This is a genomic window from Bacillus sp. AFS040349 (assembly GCF_002577655.1).
Lineage (GTDB): Bacteria > Bacillota > Bacilli > Bacillales > Bacillaceae > Metabacillus.
On record NZ_NUMC01000010.1, the window covers coordinates 36,288 to 55,566 of the forward strand.

General features: G+C 36.4%; 14 protein-coding genes. 7 read left to right on the top strand and 7 right to left on the bottom strand.

What is annotated here, in order from left to right; genetic code table 11:
• Positions 1 to 78: 78 nt before the first annotated feature.
• The 5 genes from nirD to nirB (COD11_RS02565) form a co-directional block, all read right to left on the bottom strand.
• Positions 79 to 408, bottom strand: coding sequence for a nitrite reductase small subunit NirD (gene nirD / locus COD11_RS02545; RefSeq protein ID WP_098795188.1), 330 nt, complete (start codon positions 406 to 408; stop codon positions 79 to 81).
• Positions 409 to 441: 33 nt separating this feature from the next.
• Positions 442 to 2,850: a nitrite reductase large subunit NirB gene (nirB, locus tag COD11_RS02550; protein WP_098795189.1), complete on the bottom strand. Its 2,409-nt coding sequence runs from the start codon at positions 2,848 to 2,850 to the stop codon at positions 442 to 444.
• Between the two features lie 344 nt (positions 2,851 to 3,194).
• Positions 3,195 to 3,941, bottom strand: a complete 747-nt coding sequence (locus COD11_RS02555) for a PAS domain S-box protein (protein ID WP_098795190.1) — start codon at positions 3,939 to 3,941, stop codon at positions 3,195 to 3,197.
• A gap of 375 nt (positions 3,942 to 4,316) precedes the next feature.
• Positions 4,317 to 6,452 carry an assimilatory nitrate reductase catalytic subunit NasC gene (nasC, locus tag COD11_RS02560; RefSeq protein WP_098795191.1) on the bottom strand — a complete coding sequence of 712 codons (2,136 nt, stop codon included), beginning with the start codon at positions 6,450 to 6,452 and terminating at the stop codon, positions 4,317 to 4,319.
• A 35-nt stretch (positions 6,453 to 6,487) separates the two neighbouring features.
• Positions 6,488 to 8,833 (bottom strand): nitrite reductase large subunit NirB, encoded by a 2,346-nt coding sequence (gene nirB / locus COD11_RS02565; RefSeq protein ID WP_098795192.1) that lies wholly within the window; start codon positions 8,831 to 8,833, stop codon positions 6,488 to 6,490.
• A gap of 283 nt (positions 8,834 to 9,116) precedes the next feature.
• Between nirB (COD11_RS02565) and COD11_RS02570 the strand changes: the two genes are divergently transcribed.
• From COD11_RS02570 to COD11_RS02585, 4 genes are all read left to right on the top strand, one after another.
• A complete protein-coding gene (locus COD11_RS02570; RefSeq protein ID WP_098795193.1) occupies positions 9,117 to 10,322 on the top strand; it encodes a NarK family nitrate/nitrite MFS transporter in 1,206 nt (401 codons plus the stop codon).
• Between the two features lie 123 nt (positions 10,323 to 10,445).
• On the top strand, positions 10,446 to 11,912 hold the full coding sequence (locus COD11_RS02575) for a spore germination protein (protein WP_098795194.1): 1,467 nt from the start codon (positions 10,446 to 10,448) through the stop codon (positions 11,910 to 11,912).
• A 10-nt stretch (positions 11,913 to 11,922) separates the two neighbouring features.
• Positions 11,923 to 13,128: a Ger(x)C family spore germination protein gene (locus COD11_RS02580; RefSeq protein WP_098795195.1), complete on the top strand. Its 1,206-nt coding sequence runs from the start codon at positions 11,923 to 11,925 to the stop codon at positions 13,126 to 13,128.
• 22 nt (positions 13,129 to 13,150) lie between these two features.
• Positions 13,151 to 14,245 (top strand): GerAB/ArcD/ProY family transporter, encoded by a 1,095-nt coding sequence (locus COD11_RS02585; RefSeq protein ID WP_098795196.1) that lies wholly within the window; start codon positions 13,151 to 13,153, stop codon positions 14,243 to 14,245.
• A 47-nt stretch (positions 14,246 to 14,292) separates the two neighbouring features.
• Here COD11_RS02585 and ystJ read toward each other — a convergent pair whose 3' ends face one another.
• Positions 14,293 to 15,537, bottom strand: coding sequence for an NADP-dependent malic enzyme (gene ystJ / locus COD11_RS02590; RefSeq protein ID WP_098795197.1), 1,245 nt, complete (start codon positions 15,535 to 15,537; stop codon positions 14,293 to 14,295).
• Between the two features lie 365 nt (positions 15,538 to 15,902).
• On the opposite strand from ystJ, the gene COD11_RS02595 reads away from it, so the two are divergent.
• Together COD11_RS02595 and COD11_RS02600 are read left to right on the top strand one after the other, a co-directional pair.
• Positions 15,903 to 16,265 (top strand): MarR family winged helix-turn-helix transcriptional regulator, encoded by a 363-nt coding sequence (locus COD11_RS02595; RefSeq protein WP_098795237.1) that lies wholly within the window; start codon positions 15,903 to 15,905, stop codon positions 16,263 to 16,265.
• 19 nt (positions 16,266 to 16,284) lie between these two features.
• Entirely contained in the window at positions 16,285 to 17,493 is a 1,209-nt protein-coding gene (locus COD11_RS02600; RefSeq protein ID WP_098795198.1) for an MFS transporter, read from the top strand.
• 150 nt (positions 17,494 to 17,643) lie between these two features.
• Here COD11_RS02600 and COD11_RS02605 read toward each other — a convergent pair whose 3' ends face one another.
• A complete protein-coding gene (locus tag COD11_RS02605; RefSeq protein ID WP_098795199.1) occupies positions 17,644 to 18,627 on the bottom strand; it encodes an aldo/keto reductase in 984 nt (327 codons plus the stop codon).
• A 180-nt stretch (positions 18,628 to 18,807) separates the two neighbouring features.
• Here COD11_RS02605 and COD11_RS02610 point away from each other — a divergent pair, with 180 nt between their 5' ends.
• Positions 18,808 to 19,266 carry a DinB family protein gene (locus tag COD11_RS02610; RefSeq protein ID WP_098795200.1) on the top strand — a complete coding sequence of 153 codons (459 nt, stop codon included), beginning with the start codon at positions 18,808 to 18,810 and terminating at the stop codon, positions 19,264 to 19,266.
• The last annotated feature ends 13 nt before the right edge of the window (positions 19,267 to 19,279 follow it).

The window sequence follows — 19,279 nt, forward strand, 5'->3', positions numbered from 1 at the left end:
CTTGTTTCACGAAAAATCCATTGTTAATTTATCCAACTACTATACTTTAGATTTTCACAATAAGCTAGAGCGTCTTTATTAAACTAACAGAAAAACTTCTCCATCATCAATGATTGTTTCATAAGTTTTCACACAACCAAAATCTGGTTCTTGCACAACACCATCTTCAAGACAAATTTTCCAGTCATGCATTGGACAAAATACGTGCTCTCCGCTGACAATTCCTTCACTTAACACGCCGCCTTTGTGTGGGCATTTATTTTCTATTGCCTTTATTTTTCCATTCGATAGCTTAAAAACAGCAACCTCTTTATCTTCCTCCAATTTGACCGTTTTACCAACTCGCTCTGGTAGTTCCAGAAATGCTCCTACATACACCTTCGTTTTGGTTAGTTCTTTCATGTCCATGCCCTCCATGACAAAATATTCTGTATTTTCACCTTATAAAGAGACTGTTTCAAATAACTCTTTCTTTGTTTTCTGATCTTCAATAATTTCTTTCCAAGGATCTTTATAAACAGATAAAGTTTCATCCATGCGAGCATTTAACTCAGCACGCTTCTTTTTATCATCTAAAACAGATTGGACATGATCTAAGCCAACGCGTTCGATCCAAGCAGAAGTACGTTCTAAATAGTTTGCTGTTTCACGGTAATATTGTAGATAAGCACCTGTAATCTCCATTGCTTCATCATCTGTTTTTACTTTATAAAGCAAATCTCCACCTCGTACGTGAGTACCACCGTTACCACCAACATAAATTTCCCAGCCCCCATCAATTCCGATAAAGCCGATATCTTTAAAGCCTGATTCTGCACAGCTCCTTGGGCAAGCAGACACAGCCATTTTCACTTTATGAGGTGTTTGCAAACCTTCAAACTTCTTTTCTAAACGAATGCCTAATCCCATCGAGTCTTGTGTTCCAAAGCGGCAGAATGTTTCTCCAACACATGTTTTTACGGTACGTAGTGATTTTCCGTAAGCATAACCAGAGTTCATATCAAGGTCTTGCCATACTTTCGGAAGATCATCCTTTTTAACTCCAAATAAGTCAATACGTTGACCACCTGTTACTTTTACTAATGGAATCTCATATTTTTCAACAACATCGGCTATACGACGTAACTCACCTGCATTTGTGACACCACCGTACATTCTTGGAACAACAGAGTATGTGCCGTCTTTTTGAATATTTGCATGCATCCGTTCATTAACAAAGCGTGATTCTCTTTCATCCTCATAGCCGGTTGGGTTAACCATTGCTAAATAGTAGTTAAGAGCTGGGCGGCATTTTGAACAGCCTTCAGATTCCCATTCAAGAACATTCATTACTTCTTTAATATGTGTTAAGCCTTTTGCCTTAATTTCCTCTACCACTTCATCTCTTGATAATGTTGTACAGCCACAGATTGCTTCTTTTTGGGCAGCTGCATCAAAATCAGAGCCAAGTGTATATTGTAAAACATCCGCTACCAATGGTTTACAGCCTCCACATGAACGAGATGCACTCGTACAGCCTTTAATCGCATCAACGGATGTACAACCCTTTTCCTGGATTGCTTGAACAATCGCACCCTTTGAAACTCCATTACAACCACAAATGATTTCATCATCCGGCATAGAAGCAACTAAGCTTTCTCCAGCTTCTTCACCAATTGGTTGTAAAATACTGATTTTTTCTGTGTCGGAAATGTCTGCTCCTTTTTTAATCATCGAGAACAGGCGACTGCCTTCTTTACTATCTCCAAATAGTACAGCACCAACGATTTTATTGCCTCTTAACACGATTTTTTTGTAGATCCCATCTTGTTCATCAAAAACTTTTAATGACTTTTTGTCATCACCTTCCATAAAGTCACCAGCCGAGAACACTTCGACTCCAGAAACCTTTAATTGTGTTGATAGAACAGATCCTTTATATCCATCTGTTTGTTCACCACAAATATGTTTTGCCAGTACTTTTCCTTGCTCATATAAAGGAGCGACAAGACCGTATGGAATGCCATTATGTTCAGCACATTCACCAACGGCGTATACGTTAGGAAGATTCGTTTGTAAAAAGTCATTTACAACGATTCCTCGATTGACTTCAAGTCCACTTTCACCAGCGAGGGCAATATTTGGTTTGATTCCAACAGCCATAACAACTAAATCTGCTTCTAATTCACTTCCATCTTTAAACCTTAAGCCTTCTACTCGTTCATCTCCATAGATTTCAGCTGTTGATGCTTCTAGTAAAAATTTCATCCCTTGTTTTTCTAATTCTTGCTGAAGCATCTTACCGGCAGTTTGATCTAGTTGGCGCTCCATTAATGTTGGAGAAATATGAATGACAGTTACATCCATTCCAAGATTTAATAAACCACGAGCTGCTTCTAAACCTAATAATCCTCCACCGATAACGGCTGCTTTTTTATATTTTTCAGATGCTTCAAGCATAATGTCTGTATCTTTAATATCACGGAAGGCGGTCACACCTTCTTTGTCAGCTCCAGGTAGAGGTAGAATAAACGGAACAGATCCTGTTGCAATAATAAGTTCGTCGTATGGGACAACTCGTTCTTTATCTGAGTAGACGACTTTCATTTCTGAGTCAATTTTTGTAACAGATTCACCTGTATAGAGAGTGATATTGTTTTCTTCATACCATTCCCAGTCATTTAGCGTGATATCTTTTACTTCTGTATCTCCTTGTAAAACCTTTGATAATAGAATTCTATTATAGTTTGGGTGTGGTTCTGTTCCAAAAATTGTGATGTCAAATGAATCTTGGGATAATTTTAGAATTTCCTCGATTGCTCTTACTCCGGCCATTCCATTTCCTATTAGTACAAGCTTCTTTTTGTTCACTCGATTTTCCTCCCCTTGGAAAGTTTCCTCAACTATATCACGGCTAAATGATACATTTAACATACATGTTAGGTTTTCTAACGTTGTTTTGTTAAGAATAGGCACAAAGCCATTATTAAGAAAAGAAAATCAATCGTTTCAAATTAGGACTTCATAATTTCACAAAATCATAGAACAAGGAAACATACCTCCAGAATAAAAAAACACACCTTTTCCAATTGATTAAGACCATTAAGCACTATGGCTTCCCAATCAAAGAAAACGTGTGAACTTCAACAACATTAGTGAAAATGTTTTAGCCGATATTTATTGTTCGAACATTTTAGTAACAAGACCTAGAGGATTTAATTTAGTGAACATATAGCTTCCTGAACAGTCGAAAATGAGCTTATTCCTGCTATATTGATATCTAATTCAATCGCAATGACCGCTAAGTCAGGACGCATACCTGAAATGATACATTTCACCCCTAACATGGACATCACATTGGTAATTTTAAAGAGTATATCAGCAACAAGATGATCTAACTTATAGATTCCTGAGAAATCAATAATGATACACTCTACATTGCTCTCCTTTACTTTAATTGGGACATGATCAATTAAATAGGTTGCTCTACTTTCATCAAATGACCCAACCAAAGGGAGAACTACAACACCTTTGAATAGAGGAACAAGGGTAGTTGCTAATGCGTTTATTTCTCTTATTGTCTCTATATTTCTCTTCTCAACTTCTCTTTTTTCAGTAATATCTTTTATTACGCTTTGAATCGCTTTTGTTTCTCCGATTTTTAAAGGATGACAATACAATTCTACTTCTACTATTGTGCCATCCATTCTATAGACAAGCTCTTCAATTACTTCTGCGGGCCTGTCATAAGCAGAGCTGATTCTTTTTTTAATTGCTTGTTTAGAAGATTCCTGAAAAATATCTAATGGATCGGCCCCTATCACATCTTCCTGACTACATTTAAAAAAAGTGGCAGCGGCCTGATTAATATAAATTATTTTATGATTGCAGTGAATGATGATTGGATCATGTAAATATTCTAAAACTTCTTGATAATTTATTTTTGAAATATCTTCACTCATCTCTATGTTACACCCCCTACGATATCACTGTGCAGAGGATTATGTATAAACCTCATTGTACTACTGTATCATGAATAAAGTTACTATTAAGCCTAAATCAAAAATTATCTTTATTTATTTTCATAGGGTGAGTTAATTTCATAATAATAACTCTTAAATCAAAAAACGAACATTTTTCTTCATCCTGAACTTGTTAATAAACAATACACGGATAAAAATACTAATAAAGGTAAAACTCATACGTTTTTTGGTAACAAATGATACATTATGAAATTGATTCAGGGTATATACATTTTGAACTTTTTTAATTTAAAACAGTAAATATAATTTTGTATTAATCATAAAAAAAACCGACTGTTGTCGGTTTCTTGGCAATTAGTTAATCGGCTTAATATTCACTGCACTAACCTTGAACCCAGGCATTTTACAGGTTGGGTCAAGGTCTTCCCCGACTAGCATGTTGACGTTTTGGTCTTCTGCCCAGTGAAACGGGACAAATACGGTGTCTGGTCGGATGGTATCAGAGATTTTACTTCTGACTTTAATAGTCCCCCTTCTAGATGAGACGGAAACAAGGGTGTTTTGTTCAATGTTGTATTTCTTCGCTGTTTCAGGATGGATCTCCAAGTATGATTCAAAGTTTCTTGCTGCAAGTGCAGCACTTTTCCTCGTTTGGACTCCTGTTAAATAGTGTGACATGATACGGCCAGTTGTTAAGTAGAGAGGAAATTCCTCACAAGGCTTTTCTTTTGGTAATGCTGAAATATTAGACACAGGAACCATCCTTGCTTTACCATCAGCATGTGCAAATGTTTCTTCAAATAGCCTGTCAGTTCCGCTGTGCTCTAAATCCGGACATGGCCAGAGGATGCCTTGTTCTTTCCGAATTCTATCATAGGTAATTCCGTAATAGTCGGCTGCTCCTCCTCGGCTTGCTTCTCTTAATTCATTAAAGATATCCTCTGCTTTTTGAAACGGAAAATATTTCTCTTTTCCTAGCACCTTTGCAATCTCGCAGATAATTTGCCAATCATTCTTTGCCTCACCTGGACATGGACGGCTTGCTTCTCTTAACGTTACACGTCCTTCAAGATTTGTCATTGTGCCCTCATCTTCTAGATAAGATGAGGCAGGGAGAATTAAATCCGCAAGTTGGGCAGTTTCTGATATAAACATATCAACAGCTACTAAGAACTTTAACTTCTTTAATGCTGCTTTTACAAAGTTTGCATTTGGATTAGAAACAACAGGGTTAGAACAGACGAGTAGCATACCTGTGATATCACCATGATCTATTTTTTGAAACATTTCATATGCTGATACTCCCTTGCCAGGCAGTTCATCCTTATTGATTCCCCATACTTTGGCTACATGTTCCCTATGCTCATCATTTTCAATTAAACGATAACCAGGAAGCTGATCTGCTTTTTGTCCATGCTCACGCGCACCCTGTCCATTTCCCTGACCCGTAATCGCTCCATATCCAGAGAATGGCTTTCCGATTTTTCCTGTTGCAAGTAAAAAATTCAATATATTGCGGACGGCCGCTGTTCCATCGATTTGCTGTTCAACTCCTCTAGCTGTAAAAAGCATCCCAGACTCTTCTTCAGCAAACTTTATCGCAGCTGTTTTTATTTGATCTACCGGAACTCCTGTTATCTCAGCAATTTCGTCTAGAGATAATGAATCCACATAGCTTCGCACTTCCTCAAACCCTGTTGCTCGTTCTTTGACAAATGCTTCATCGATCAGACCTTCATCAATGATAACCTTTAATAATCCATTAGCTAGTGCCGCATCCATTCCCGGTTTGACCTTAAGATGCAAATCAGCAAGTTGTGTTGTTGGTGTTTCTCTTGGGTCTATCGCAATAATATAAGCCCCATTTTCTTTTGCTTTTTCAAAATAAGGCATAATTGTTGGCTGACATTCTGCAATATTTGTACCCGCTAATATAATCACTCGAGTAAACGGCACTTCTTTTAATGAGTTGGTAAGACCGCGATCTAAGCCAAATGTTTGATTGGCTGCAGTAGCTGCTGCTGACATACAAAGACGTCCATTGTAATCAATATATGGAGTTTTTAGTGCTACCCTTGCAAATTTCCCGAGTAGATAGGCTTCTTCATTTGTGATCGATGCACTGCCATAGATTGATAAAGCCTCATGTCCATCTACAGCCTGTATTTCCTCAAACTGTTTTTTTATATGTTGAAGGGCTTCATCCCATGTGATTCTAACAAATTCTCCATCTACTTTTAGTAATGGATGCAAAATTCGATCTTGATGGAACGGGTGCTGGTGGGCATTCATTCCTTTAATACATAATCTTCCTTGTGAGGTTGGGTTATCTTTCCCTATTGTTTTATACGTTTTTCTTGAGACGATCGACTGCTCAATCAACTGCATTTTACATTGCATACTGCAAAATGGACATTGAGTATCATACACTTTTTCCGTTTGGACCTCTTGTTGCTTTGTCCTGAAATACTTTAATAATAAATCGGTCAAGGCACATCCATCCTTTTTTCAATTAATCTTTAAAACTAGTTAATTCTTTCTACATTTATCATCATTTCAGCTTGAAGCCTCTCTACTAGCTGATTACAAAGAGTTTCTTCAAATAACACTTCTCTTATATGAATGATTCCAACACGATTGATCCACTCGCTTATGTTTTCTAAATAATTGGCTGTTTCCCGATAATATTGGACAAACCCACAGATTAATCTTTTAGCTTCATCATGATCACTTGCGATGCTAAATAACTCACCTTGCTGTAGTTGTGGAGAACAGCTTCCTCCAACATACATTTCCCAGCCTCTTTCAACTCCAACTAAGTGAATATCATTTGTTCTCATTTCCAAATCATGATGCTTGCATGGAGACACACTTAACTTAATCTCATGTGGTGTTAAGATAAATTCCATTTCCTTTTCTAGTTGAATGGAGAGTTGTAAAGATGCTTCTGTATGGCACTTACAATTTCCCCCACTGTAGTAGGTGTTCACATGATGGATTGTATGAATGTTCACTGGACGTAAACGTATTCCCAAGTCTGTACATACAGCTCCGATATCTTCTTGCATAATTCCTTTTAGTTGGAATCGTTGTTCAGTTGTTAGACCAACGTCTGTTATTTGATATTTCTCCATAACAGCTGCAATGTTTCGTAATTGCTTCGCTGATACTTTTCCTCCATACGTTTGTGGGATAATGGAATAAGTTCCATCACTCATATGCTGAGCTTTTACGTTATCATTTAAATAGAAGAATTGATTTTTTTCTGCACGATCTGGGTAAATCATCGCTAAATAATATTGTATAGCCGGCACACAGCCCGCACACCCTTCTAAAGACAGCCAATTTAGCTGGGTAAAAACATCTTGTAATGAAGAGAGATTTTTTTGTTGAATTTGTAAAACCAGTTCATCTTCTGTAAGTTTTGTACAAGTACATAACGATTTTCTTTCAAACAGTTCATCACATTCGTCACTTTGAATGTAATCTAGCAAATCAGACAAGAGTAGTTTACAGCCACCACATGAACTGGATGCTTTTGTACATTGTTTTACTTCCTGAACGGTTGTTAATTGATTTTGCTGAACAGCTTCAATAATTGTTCCTTTTGTTACTCCATTGCAGTTACAGATCATTTCACTTTGTTTCATGGATTTTATGCTAGAAGAATCTTTATCTGCTGCTTGCAGGAGCTGTTTCTTCTCTTCATCACTTACATGCTTTCGTTTTACAATCAGATCGAGAAGCTTTGACTGGTTTTTTGTTTCTCCAAATAATACAGCTCCAACGATAATATCACCGCGAAGGATAATTTTTTTATAAACAGAATCTATTTGATTTAACATAGTTAACGATCTAGTTGAGGAATCTTCCGTAAAATCCCCCACAGAAAAAAGCTCCACCCCGGGCACCTTTAAGCTTGTTGATAAAACAGATCCCTCATATCCTTGAGGATTTAACTGACAAAGGTGTTTTGCTAAAACTTGCCCCTGTTCATAAAGCGGTTTTACTAAACCATAGACAATCCCCTTATGCTCAACACATTCACCAACTGCGTAAATATCACTAACACTTGTTTCCATCAAATCATTCACAACAATTCCCCGGTTTGTTCTGATCCCACTTTTCTTCGCTAAAACAGTATTAGGGATAATACCTACAGACATCACAACTAAATCAGCATCTACAGAAGTACCATCGGTAAATGTTAATTCGTTCACTCGTTTATCTCCTATTATTTGTTCGGTTACTTTTCCTAAAAGAAACTCAATTCCTTGTCGCTCTAGCTGATGCTGAAGCATTTTTGAAGAAACCGAATCAAGCTGACGCTGCATGAGGTACTCTGTATTGTGAACAACCTTTACATTAAGCCCTAGATTCACCAAGCCTCTTGCCGCCTCTAGACCTAATACTCCTCCACCAATTACGACTGCATTTTTATAGTGTCTTGCGGTCTCTAGAATATTTTTGCAGTCCTCAATCGTACGAAATGTCACGACTCCCTCTTTTTCAACCCCTGGTATCGGAAGTACAAAAGGTGACGATCCGGTGGCTACTATTAATTTGTCATAAGATAAGGCATGATTTTTATCCGTAACAACTACCTTTTTTTCCGTATTAATTTCTGTTGCTGTTTCTCCGGAAAACAAGGTAATATCATTTTCTTCATACCATTTAGCATCATTAATCGTGATATCTTGAAATCCTACTTCTCCCTGTAGAACAGAAGATAATAAAATTCGATTATAGTTATGGTGGGGTTCACTGCCAATAATGGAGATGTTATATAGCTCTGGATTATGCTTTAAAATTTCTTCAACACAGCGAACTCCCGCCATTCCGTTACCGATTACCACCAAATTCCGCTTCATGTTCACCCTCCAGCATTTATTCTCTGACTTTTAACATAAAATCATTATTTCATATATTAGTTAAAATCTAACTATTTACGTTAGATATCCTCACATAAATTCTGTGTTTCTACTATATGGACTTTTGGTGTTAAAAGAAATATGTTAAATAAATATTTTCATGTCACATTTGTTTACAAGTATCTTTCCTACTTCTTTTTTGCCAAATATAATAGCACCATGCAATAAGTCAGAAAATTTTAACAAGCACAAAAAACCAAGGAAATTTGAAAGGAGATTTAACATGAAATTATCGGATTTAAAAACTAGTGGTCACCCGAAAACACTTTTTTCCTCATTTTTGTATTTTGATGTTAGCTTTATGATTTGGGTTATGCTTGGGGCACTTGGGGTGTTTATTACACAAGATTTCGGTCTTTCTCCATCTCAAAAAGGATTGATTGTGGCAATTCCAATTCTTGCAGGTTCATTTTTCCGAATTGTTTTAGGAATTTTAACAGATCGGTTTGGTCCAAAGAAGACCGCCACTTTAGGAATGTCAATCACAGCTATTCCATTGCTTTGGGGGTTACTTGCCGGAAATACATTGCCAGAATTATTTATGATTGGGATATTGTTGGGGGTAGCAGGGGCCAGCTTTGCTGTTGCCTTACCAATGGCAAGTAGATGGTATCCACCACATCTGCAAGGGTTGGCAATGGGAATTGCAGGTGCCGGTAACAGTGGTACATTATTCGCTACTTTATTTGGTCCTCGTTTAGCAGAAAATTTTGGTTGGCATGTGACGATGGGGTTTGCACTCATTCCGCTTTTTATTACTTTCATCATTTTTATGATTTTAGCGAAGGATGCTCCTTCACAACCAGCTCCTCAGCCTTTGGCTAATTACTTTAAAGTATTTGCTCATAAAGACACATGGTTTTTCTGCATTTTGTACAGCGTCACATTCGGTGGGTTTGTAGGATTATCTAGTTTTCTCAGTATGTTTTTCGTTGATGAATACAAATTAACGTCCGTTCAAGCTGGTGATTTCGTTACTTTATGTGTTGCTGCAGGTAGCTTTTTCCGTCCTGTTGGTGGATTTATTTCAGATAAAATCGGCGGAGTAAAGGTGCTATCCATCCTTTTCATCGGTGTTGCGGTTTGTATGCTGGGCGTTAGTCAATTACCTCCTTTATTTGCCATCACAGCCTTACTTTTTGTAGGAATGATGTGCTTAGGAATGGGAAATGGCGCTGTATTTCAACTAGTTCCACAACGCTTTCAAAAAGAAATTGGCATGATCACAGGAATTGTTGGAGCTGCCGGAGGAATTGGAGGCTTTTTCCTACCTAATATTTTAGGAACATTGAAGGAAGTAACAGGTTCTTATGCTTCTGGGTTTATCACTTTCTCGATTATTGCCTTAGTTGCATTTTCCGTTTTATTATTCGCGAGTTATTCTTGGAAGAAAACGTGGAATGTGAAAGGTAGTGCAGTAAAAATTTAATATAACAACAACGTAAACCCTGGTTATTCGACCAGGGTTTTTTATTCTCTCCTTTTTTTGGATAAAAAGAGATTCTTTGATCAAACTATCCTATATAACCATTCTATTAAAAGAGGGTTTTATATGGATCTTATTAATAAAAGTGTTCACGCTTCTTTACAAGATAATATTTCTACAATTAAAGAGCTATTTGGCAATAGTTCTGATTTAATGATCAGAGAATTTTATAAGAGGGTTGCCATTATATATATTGATGGAATTGTTGATGACGAGAGAGTTGACGAACAGATTGTGACTCCTATTTCGACATTTTTACCTTCTTACGATCATACCTCTTCCCAGCTTATTGAGTTATTTTTGAATAGGATTATCAAAACAAACCAAGTCAATAAAACCAAGGATTTTCAAACCTTAGCTTCAAACCTTGTTGGCGGAAACACTATTATCTTATTTGACGATCTTGGAGAAGTCCTTTATGCCAATACAACAAAAATGCCCGGGAGAAGTCTAACACCCCCTAGTAATCAAAGAACACAATCAGGACCAAACATAAGCTTTAATGAGTCGCTTACATCCAACATCTCTTTGATTCGGTACTATTTAAGAAATCCTGAGTTAAGAGTGGATAATAATCCACTTGAAGGACAAACCAAAACTAGAGTATCACTACTATACATCGAAGGAAAAGTTGATAAAGACCTTTTAAGTTATATATACGAAAGATTAAATGAGGTGAAGCTTGATCTTATTTTGGACACGAATTACATTGTTGAAATCATTACATCAGAATCAAAGTCTCAATTTCCTTTAACATTTGCAACTGATCGACCTGATGTGATTGCAGCAGAACTTATGGGGGGAAAAATCGTCATCTTAGTGGATGGAACAGCTTTTGCTGTCGCTCTTCCAACTGTTTTTGTGCAACTATTTCAATCACCTGATGATTATTTTGTTATGCATAAAGGATTGCAAACGAGAAGAATAGCAAGAATTTTCTTTTTCTTTCTTTCAACTTTACTACCAGCATTTTATATTGCCTTTACAATTTATCATCCAGGACTTGTACCAACACAGTTATTAGTTGGGATATTGGCTCAAAGGGAATTTGTCCCTTTTCCTACAGTTATTGAGGTATTAATTTTTTATTGGCTCATTTTAATTATCACCGAGAGCTCGTTAAGACTTCCTCAGAGTGTGGTGTTAACAGTCACGATCTTTGCATCCATTGCACTTGGGCAACAAGCTGTAGAAGCACAGTTAGTACAACCTACAACATTGGTTGTTTTAGGTGCAACTTATGTTATGTCAAGTGTTGTACCAATTTACACTCTAAATGCTGTTTCTAGAATGCTTACTTTCCGATTTATTTTTCTGTCTGCATTTCTGGGATTGTTCGGAATTATGGTTGGCCTTATTGCATTGTTAATTCATTTATGTTCATTGCGGTCATTCGGAGTTCCCTATTTATCACCAATGGCACCTTTTAACATCCAAGATCAAAAGGATGCCATTGTCCGAAAACCGATTCAAGATATAACATCGAATAAAAAATTATTTACAAAAGAAGAGCCAATGAAAAAACGAGATTAGGTAGGTATGTATGAAGAAATTAAACTGGCACATCCTGCTTTTTTACACATTTCTTATTATTATTAGTTTTTTTATAGGAAGAAATGTACAAAATACATCTCTAAATAATTTTTCCATGGTTTCTGCTGTAGGAATTGATATAGACGAGGAGAATGTCTATCACCTTACTATTCAGCTTTTAAACCCTCCTGCTCTCCAACGAAATGCATCAGGAGATCAGCTAGGTGCTGTTGTGTATGAAGAACATGGACGAACTATTTCAGATGCCATCCGAAAACTATCTAAACGAATTTCAAGAACTATTTTTTTAGACAATACTGAGATTATTGTTGTAAGTGAAGAGCTTGCAAAAAAAGGGATTACAGATGTATTGAATTTTCTCATTCTTGAACCAAATATTTCAGCAAACCTTAAGTTTTTTGTAACAAAAGAAGTAAAACCATCCACTGTTTTACAGTTATTTTCTCCTGTTCATAAATTTTCAGCTTCTCGAATTAGAGAAACAATTGAAAATGTAGAAGCAAATTATGGTTCAGCCAAGATTCTCTATCCTAATAAGATAAAAAACTATTTAATGAATAAAACCGTTGTTAATACAAGTATTCCCTATTTAGTCGTTAAGGGTGACCCTTCAAAAGGAATAACAAAAGAGAACATAAGCACATATTTGTCACCAACATACTTAATGATCGGTGGAATGGCATTCTTTAAAGGTGATCAATTAGTTGATTTTTTAGGTGATGAAGAAGGAAAAACACTGTTAATGTTAGATGGAAGCCTTTTACAAAGATCCATCTGGGAAGCTAGTTGTCCTAAAGATAAAAAAAACAAATTCGCAGCGATGAATATATTAGATACAAAAACTAAATTTCACTTTAAACAAGAAAATAACATTCCTGCATTTACAATTGATGTTAAAGTAGATGGCGAAATATACGAATCAAACTGTGATATGAACTTTGAGCATCCTAATAAAGAGAAATATGAAAAGCAATTTGAACAAGATATTAAGCAAAGCATCGATGACCTAGTAGCAAAAAGTCAAAAATATAATACTGATTTTATTGGTTTTGCTAAGAATATTTACCTTTCCAAGCCTTCACAATGGCATGAGCTCGAAAATGATTGGGATTCTATCTATCCTACTATGAAGGTGGATGTAAACGTAAAAGTGACGGTTACCGACACTGGAGAATCAACACAAATTCCTGATTAAATATGTTTGATAGGATGATTTTATGAATACGGTGAAAATAAGCACATTCCAAGTTTTCTCCATGATTACATTGTTCCTTTTAGGAAGTACTATTGTGGTTGGACTAGGTCTTGAAGTAGAGGAAAATGCCTGGATTCTCAACATTTTCTCCACTTCAGTTGGGATCGGTATTATTTTTCTTTACCTCAATATCTTAAAGAAAAACAATTGGACTGATTTTCACGTTCTACTTGAAAAGGGCTTTGGAAAGTATCTAGGTAAGTTCGTGTTACTTCTCTACTCACTTTACTTTATTTATATTGCCAGCAGAGTCATTACAGACTTTTCTTATTTCATCAGTCAAACATTGTTTTATCAAATAAAAAACTGGGTTATATCCATTGTGTTTGTTATGTTAGTTTGCTACGCATGTCATCAAGGATTGGAAGCTATTGCGAGAGCTTCAGAAATTCTCTTTTTTATCACGATGGTTCTTGTTGTCGTGTTATTGATTATTTCAGATATTTCTAAAGTGATTTCTTGGGAAAATATTCGTCCATTTTTTGATAAGGATGACTTTAAATTATCAGCAATTCCTCCACGGATTACATTTCCTTATGGTGAAATGATCGTCTTTATTTTTATCTTTTATCATATTAAAGATAAAAAGACACTAATGAAAAGAGGTTGGTTAGCTGTTCTTTTAGCAGGGTTTATTTTATTAGTCGTCTCAGAAACGATCATTGCCATCTTAGGTGCAAAAGTAGCGGCTATCTTTACTTTCCCTCTATTGAAAGCAATTGAAATGATTGAATTTATTGATGTTATACAGCATATTGAGATCATTTCAGTTATTAGCTTTTTTATTGTAGGCTTTGTAAAGGTTGCTGTTTTTTCCATAGCAGGAACAAAGGGGTTCCACTTGCTCCTTCCTAAGAAAATAAAAGCAAATTTGATTGTCTATATCGTAGGGATTGTTACCTTTCTTCTAACCGTTATCATGGATCGTAATCTTCCTGAGCATTTATTTATCGGCCTAAAGGTTGTGCCTTTATATTTACATCTTCCATTTCAATTTATTATTCCGATTGTATTGTTTCTTACATTGTTAGTGAAGAAGAAAATGAAAAAGATTTAATTTCAAAAAAGACTGTTTGGAGAGCCTCCTTAACAGTCCATTCGTTATTAATATGTTAATTGTGGTTCAGCTACTTTTGATAATAAATGCTTCTTCATTTCTGCTACATCAATTGCTTTTCGGGCAACACCTGAATCCATTGCTGCCTTTGCAACAGCTGATGCCACGTGAGCAACAACTCTTTGATCAAATGGATCTGGTATTACGTAATCACTCGTTAAATCTTGTTCTGAAATTAACTCAGCAATTGCATGAACAGCTGCAAGCTTCATTTCTTCATTAATTTCTTTTGCTTGAACATCTAGTGCACCACGGAAAATTCCAGGGAAGGCAAGAACATTATTTACTTGGTTAGGAAAATCAGATCTTCCTGTTCCTACAACAAGTGCTCCTGCTTCTTTCGCTTCATTCGGCATAATCTCAGGTACAGGGTTCGCCATTGCAAAAATGATTGAATCTTGATTCATTGATGCAACCATTTCCTTTGTAACAGCTCCTGCTACAGATACACCAACAAACACATCTGCTCCTTCAAGAGCATCGGCTAAGTTCCCTTGCTTTTGGTCTTTATTTGTCATAGCTGCCAATTCTTCTTTAAATGAATTCATTCCTGCAGAACGACCTTCATAAATAATTCCTTTTGTATCACATAAAACAACATCTTTCACACCCATATGAAGCAGCAGCTTTACAATCGCAACACCTGCAGCACCTGCACCATTTACAACCACTGAGATGTTTTCTATTTTTTTATCTGCTAGCTTTAGAGCATTAATAAGTCCAGCAGCAGTCACAATCGCCGTACCATGTTGATCATCATGGAAGATTGGAATATCGCATGCTTTCTTTAATCTTTCTTCAATCTCAAAGCAATGTGGAGCGGCAATATCCTCTAGGTTTACTCCACCAAAGGTTGGTTCTAATAGCTTAACTGTTTCAACGATCTTATCTGAATCTGTTGTGTTTAAACAAATTGGAAAGGCATCCACATCCGCAAATGATTTAAATAATAGTGCTTTTCCTTCCATAACAGGCATTGCTGCTTTTGGTCCAATATTACCAAGGCCAAGTACAGCTGTACCATTAGAAACAACCGCAACTAAATTACCCTTCATTGTATACTCATATGCCTTGCTTTCGTCTTCATGAATGTCCAAGCATGGCTCTGCAACACCTGGAGAATAAGCTAAGCTTAAATCTTTAGCATTTCGAACAGGAACCTTAGAGTGCACACCTAGCTTACCTTTATTATCCTTATGCATCTTTATTGCTTCTTCACGTAAAGTTGACATTATATGCTCTCCTTTTTAACCTTGTAAGTTTTTTCTTAAATATAGGAAGCGTTTGCATTTTAAACAGAAAATCCTTAAGTCTAAATTCTTGTATGCCCATATTTTAGTTAGCTTGAGAGGAGATTGATAGATTATGAAACTATTGGTGTAATTATGTAATTAAAAAAAGCAGATAGTTGTAAACGCATACCTGAAACCCTGTCACTTTACAAAATTTGTTTTTCTGTTATCTTAGTATAAGTGGATATTTACCTAGGTAAATATCTTTCAGATTCAACAATACTTACCTAAGTAAATAATTTGAGGTGAAAGAAGTGGATAACACAAATAAACTTTTTCATTTGTTGTATCAAAAAACAAGACATATGACAAAAGAGATTAATGAATACTTACAAAAGCATGACCTTTACAGCTCACAATGGTCTATTCTTTATTGCCTAAAAACAAACGGTCCTATGACCCAAAGTGATATATGGCGTTATTTAAACGTTGAAGCACCTACTGTAACAAGAACACTTGTTAAGCTTGAAGAAGGCGGCTGGATAAATCGTACTTCTGGAAATGACAAACGTGAACGACTTGTTTCTCTTACAGAAAAAGCGCTTGAATCATTTCCTGCTGTTGAAGAAGATGTAAAAAGGTTTGAAGGAGAAATGACCTTAAGTCTTACAGACCATGAACAAGATCAGTTATTTATCTTATTAAAGAAACTCGGAAAAACAGAATAAAGTAAGGAGGAATAAGCCTATGAATCATCAAGAAAAACAGCCGATTTGGACACAAGGCTTTATTAGTATCTTTTTAAGTAATTTTTTCATATTTGTTGCATTTTATGGTCTGCTTACATCTTTGCCAATCTATGTGGTTGATGAACTCGGACGCTCAAGCGTTGACGCCGGTTTAATTATTACAATATTTATGTTATCTGCGATTATTGTACGGCCTTTTTCAGGGAAGCTGATTCAAGATTTCGGGAAGAAAAAAACATTGATGATCAGCATGATTCTATTTACAGTTTTTTCTTTCATGTATCTATGGGTTGAAAATTATGCCCTTTTATTAGTATTACGATTCGTTCATGGCATCTGGTTCAGCATTGCTTCTACAGCAACTGGTGCAATTGCTGCAGATATTGTACCCCTAAAAAGACGTGGTGAAGGACTTGGATATTTTGCCATGTCAATGAACCTTGCCGTTGTTTGTGGTCCGTTCATTTCACTTACTCTATTACAATATGTATCTTTTTCAATTCTTTTTCTTGTACTAGCTTCATTAATTACCATCGGTGTGTTATTTACGGCATTTAGTAAAATGACAGAAGTGAAGAAATCATCACCAGTTGAAAAGAAACGCCTACAATTCAGCGATTTAATTGATCAAAAGGCCCTTCCAATTGCACTTGTAGGAAGCTTAGTTGCATTTACGTATTCAAGTGTTCTTTCGTTTATATCGATGTATGCTAAAGATTTGGATTTGATAGAAGCCGCAAGTTACTTTTTCCTTGTATTTGCCGTAGCGATGATTATCGCAAGACCATTCAGCGGTCGTTTGTATGATACGAAGGGGCCAAATGTTGTTATATACCCTGCTTTAGTTTTATTTATGATCGGTTTATTATTATTAAGCATTGCACATAATGCCTTTATGTTGCTTTTTGCAGGGGCATTTGTTGGCTTAGGTTACGGCACTGTTGTTCCTTGCTTTCAAACGCTGGCTGTTCAAGCAACGGATCACCACCGCAGCAGTCACGCAACAGCAACATTTTTCACTCTTTTCGATACCGGAATTGCAACAGGTTCTTTCGTTTTAGGAATCGTGGTTGCTCAATTAGGCTATGAAACATTGTATCTTTTAACTGGCTTGTTTTTAATACTCGTTATTTTCATGTATAAGTTGGTTCAAAGTAGAAAGAAAGCCATTTCCACTGCTCTAGAGTGGAAGGAATCGAGCTTATAATTGTGGTTTCAGCTGTTCACTTTTTGAGGTGAACAGCTTTTTTCTATTTAAAATTGTGAGGTTCTTGCAGATTTCCCTTATATTTTTGCAACTCATCGTTGTTATTTTGCAACTTCTGCTAATAAAGTTGTAGCATCGTAAAGTTATCTATTAATAAACCCCACGAACATTCGGATGAATGCTATTTTGATAAAACTCAGAAAGCTTCTTCAGCTCAGCCTCACTAAATGAAGGCACTTCTGTTGCTTGTAAATTATCTTCAACTTGCTTCACTGTTTTAAAACCAGGGATAACGGTTGTGATTTCTTCATGATCAAGAATCCAGCGAAGTGCTGCTCTTGCCATATTGCCACGGCCTTCTGAAATCCATTCCAGCTGTTGACTTAGCTCAACACCTTTAGAGAATTCTACACCGGCAAACGTTTCACCAACATTGAAGTGTTCGCCGTCTTTATTGAAATTGCGGTGATCATCTTCTTCAAATTTAGCTCCATTTGTGAATTTACCCGTTAATAAGCCACTTGCTAAAGGTACACGAGCTAATAAGCCTACACCTTTTTCCTTTGCTTGTGGAAGCAGTTCAGGGATGGCTTTTTGACGGAAAATATTAAAAATAACTTGTAGTGCCTTCACATTTGCTTGATCTAAACAAAATAATCCTTCTTCTACAGTCTCAACACTCACACCGTAGTGACGGATTTTCCCTTGTTGTTGAAGCTTATCTAATACTTCAAAAACCAGTCCACTTTTTAAGATTTCAAAAGGAGCACAATGAATTTGGTAAAGATCAATCGTGTCACGTTGAAGACGCTTTAAGCTCGCCTCACAGTATTCAGTAACAGCTTTTTCTGAATATGTTTCAGGATCAAAAATATCACCCGCACGGCAGAACTTTGTCGCAATATGTATTTTATCTTCTTTTCCTTTTGTTGCTTTTGCAAGTAATTCCTCACTATGTCCATCACCATATACATCAGCTGTGTCAAAGAAGTTAACACCGGCATCCATCGCACGCTCTAGACCTCTTAATGCTTCCTGATCATCTGATTTACCCCACGATCCACCAATAGCCCAAGTTCCAAAGCTTAGTTCACTAATTTTAAGATCTGTATCTCCGAGTTGACGATATTTCATTCCTTCCACCATCCTATGCGAGTTATCGTTTAGTTAAAATTTTTCACAATTTTTATTATAGTATAGATAAAGCGCTAACAAAAGGAATATGGCTTGCAATCTAATTACTCCTCATTTCACCTAGGATCCTTTATAATAAACAACGGATTGACGATTTTAACATAAAAAGGAGCGAGTCAAATGACACAAAAAAGTGCATTAATCACCGGCTGGATGAGTCACCGAAAAGTCCTGCTTGAAATCGTGGAAAAACTAGAAGATCAACATGTATCTTATAAACCATGGGAAGGGGCTATGTCACTTTCTGAACTTGTTTTACATATTACAAGTGCAATGGGCATGTTTGCACAAACGGTAAAGAACGGTACTTTTACACCACCAGTTGCACAACCAGAGGTTAACACGATTAGCGAATTAAAAGAGACCCTTCTAAAGGAAACTGAGGAAACAAAGTCTCAGTTAGAGTCTCTTACAGATGATCAACTTGCTCAGATCGTTGAATTTGCTGGGATGCAAATGCCTGGAATCGCTTTGCTTGAAAGTGGAAAAGACCATGAAATTCATCACAAAGGTCAATTGTTCACATATGCTCGATTAGTAGGAGTAGAGGAGCTACCATTCTTTATTAATCGCTCATAATCCAGGGCGGAAA

Excerpts from the sequence above, each read along its gene's own strand:
- COD11_RS02555 (WP_098795190.1), bottom strand. The coding sequence starts at position 3,941 with ATGAGTGAAGATATTTCAAAAATAAATTATCAAGAAGTTTTAGAATAT.
- ystJ (WP_098795197.1), bottom strand. The coding sequence starts at position 15,537 with ATGTCAACTTTACGTGAAGAAGCAATAAAGATGCATAAGGATAATAAA.
- COD11_RS02605 (WP_098795199.1), bottom strand. The coding sequence starts at position 18,627 with ATGAAATATCGTCAACTCGGAGATACAGATCTTAAAATTAGTGAACTA.
- COD11_RS02600 (WP_098795198.1), top strand. The coding sequence starts at position 16,285 with ATGAATCATCAAGAAAAACAGCCGATTTGGACACAAGGCTTTATTAGT.
- nirB (WP_098795192.1), bottom strand. The coding sequence starts at position 8,833 with ATGAAGCGGAATTTGGTGGTAATCGGTAACGGAATGGCGGGAGTTCGC.
- COD11_RS02595 (WP_098795237.1), top strand. The coding sequence starts at position 15,903 with ATGACAAAAGAGATTAATGAATACTTACAAAAGCATGACCTTTACAGC.
- COD11_RS02580 (WP_098795195.1), top strand. The coding sequence starts at position 11,923 with ATGAAGAAATTAAACTGGCACATCCTGCTTTTTTACACATTTCTTATT.
- COD11_RS02570 (WP_098795193.1), top strand. The coding sequence starts at position 9,117 with ATGAAATTATCGGATTTAAAAACTAGTGGTCACCCGAAAACACTTTTT.
- COD11_RS02575 (WP_098795194.1), top strand. The coding sequence starts at position 10,446 with ATGGATCTTATTAATAAAAGTGTTCACGCTTCTTTACAAGATAATATT.
- nirD (WP_098795188.1), bottom strand. The coding sequence starts at position 408 with ATGGACATGAAAGAACTAACCAAAACGAAGGTGTATGTAGGAGCATTT.
- COD11_RS02585 (WP_098795196.1), top strand. The coding sequence starts at position 13,151 with ATGAATACGGTGAAAATAAGCACATTCCAAGTTTTCTCCATGATTACA.
- COD11_RS02610 (WP_098795200.1), top strand. The coding sequence starts at position 18,808 with ATGACACAAAAAAGTGCATTAATCACCGGCTGGATGAGTCACCGAAAA.